This is a genomic window from Klebsiella sp. Ech2A (assembly GCF_030078455.1).
Classification (GTDB): domain Bacteria; phylum Pseudomonadota; class Gammaproteobacteria; order Enterobacterales; family Enterobacteriaceae; genus Klebsiella; species Klebsiella terrigena.
This window is the reverse complement of sequence record NZ_JAQGFU010000400.1, coordinates 1-1,514: the sequence shown is the minus strand read 5'-3', so window position 1 is coordinate 1,514 and position 1,514 is coordinate 1. Positions and strand designations below refer to the sequence as shown.

General features: G+C 61.8%; 2 protein-coding genes and 1 pseudogene. 2 read left to right on the top strand and 1 reads right to left on the bottom strand.

The window, feature by feature from the left end; all coding sequences use genetic code 11:
* Positions 1 to 44: 44 nt before the first annotated feature.
* Positions 45 to 131 (top strand): annotated as a pseudogene (locus tag PFH44_RS27425) (metal ABC transporter permease); the annotation flags it as partial.
* Positions 132 to 176: 45 nt separating this feature from the next.
* On the opposite strand, the gene PFH44_RS27420 reads toward PFH44_RS27425, so the two are convergent.
* On the bottom strand, positions 177 to 1,241 hold the full coding sequence (locus tag PFH44_RS27420) for an NAD(P)H-dependent flavin oxidoreductase (protein WP_283826815.1): 1,065 nt from the start codon (positions 1,239 to 1,241) through the stop codon (positions 177 to 179).
* Between the two features lie 92 nt (positions 1,242 to 1,333).
* Between PFH44_RS27420 and PFH44_RS27415 the strand changes: the two genes are divergently transcribed.
* A partial coding sequence (locus PFH44_RS27415; protein ID WP_283826814.1) for a helix-turn-helix domain-containing protein occupies positions 1,334 to 1,514 on the top strand: 181 nt, incomplete at its 3' end.

Genomic DNA, 1,514 nt, shown 5'->3' with positions numbered 1-1,514 from the left:
ACGCCTTTCTATTCGTCGGCAGGGTCAGGTGTGTATAAGGGGCAGGCACGGTACTGATCCTGGTGGCAATGGTCCAGGGCGTGCAGATGACCGGAGACCGTCTGGTTAGCCGCCTGGCGCACCGTCGTTAGTTCGCACCTTCAAGGGCGATGTCCTGCCGGTATCGCTCCTTTTCCTCACCCCTGGCGCCAGCCGCACTCGTGAATTAAGGTCTGCATCAGATCCGTCGCCGACAGCTCGCGGATCAGGCCCACGCCTTGTCCCGCCCAGTGGGCGCCGTAACTCTCATCCCCCCGGGCTTTCGCCGCCGTCGCCAGCGCCTTACCGGCAGCATAGGCCAGCGGATAGGCCGGGATCTCTGAGGCATCAGCCTGTTGCGCCAGCGCGCGCCAGCCGTTGTGTATACAGCGCGCCGGGCGGCCGGAAATGGCCGCGGTGAGCGCGGTTTGCGGATCGGGACCGACTTTAATCGCCTGACGATAGCCGCTGTCCGCCGCCGATTCCGGGCACAGCAGAAATGCGGTCCCCAGCTGCGCGCCCTCGGCGCCGAAGCTCATGGCGCGGCAAATTCCCGCGCCGTCCATAATGCCGCCGGCGGCAACAATTGGCAGGCCCACCACCCGCTTCAGGCTCTGGAGCAGCGTAAAGGTGCTCAGCTGCTGGTCGTCACCGCGTTCGTCAAAGATCCCGCGATGGCCGCCCGCTTCGTAGCCCTGCGCAATCACGATATCCACCCCCTGCGCCTCGATCTGCCGGGCTTCCTCAACGCTGGTGGCGGTGGCCATGGTGACGATGCCTCTCTCCTGCAGGCGGAGAATGACCTGCGATGACGGAATACCGAAGTGAAAGCTGACCACCGGCGGCGCCAGTTCGAGCAGCAGCTCAAGCATCGGCTGGTGCCCGAGGAAAGTTTGATAAATCTCGGTCAGCGCCGCCGGCGGCTGGCTCCCCGCGCGGGCAAAAGCCGGACGCAGCCGCTCCAGCCACCGGGCTTCAACCTGCTCGTCTCTGCGCGCCGGAAGGTGGCAAAAAAGATTCACGTTAAACGCTCTGTCGGTGAGCCGGCGCGTTTTGTCGATCAGCGCCCGCGCCTGAGAAACCGAGGAGGCGCCCAGTCCCAGCGAGCCCAGGCCGCCGGCGTTGCTGACCGCCGCCGCCAGCTCAGGCGTGGACACGCCGGCCATCGGGGCCTGTATAATGGGATAAACGATATCAAGCTGCTGCAACAGGCGGTTGCTCATGATTGATCCTGCGTAAATTTGTGATATTCAGTGCTTAACATCTCTTTTTGAGATGCTAAGATCAATATTAATTCCATATTTAGAAGAAAAACATGAACCACAGCACGCTGGAAATTTTTAAAATTGTCGCCCAGGAGCGCAGCGTCACCCGGGCAGCTAAGAGGCTGGGACGCGCGCAATCGAACATCACCACGCGCATCCAGCAGCTTGAGGAGGAGCTCGACGTCGAGCTGTTCGTGCGCGGCAATAAAACTGTCTCTTATACCAATCTCC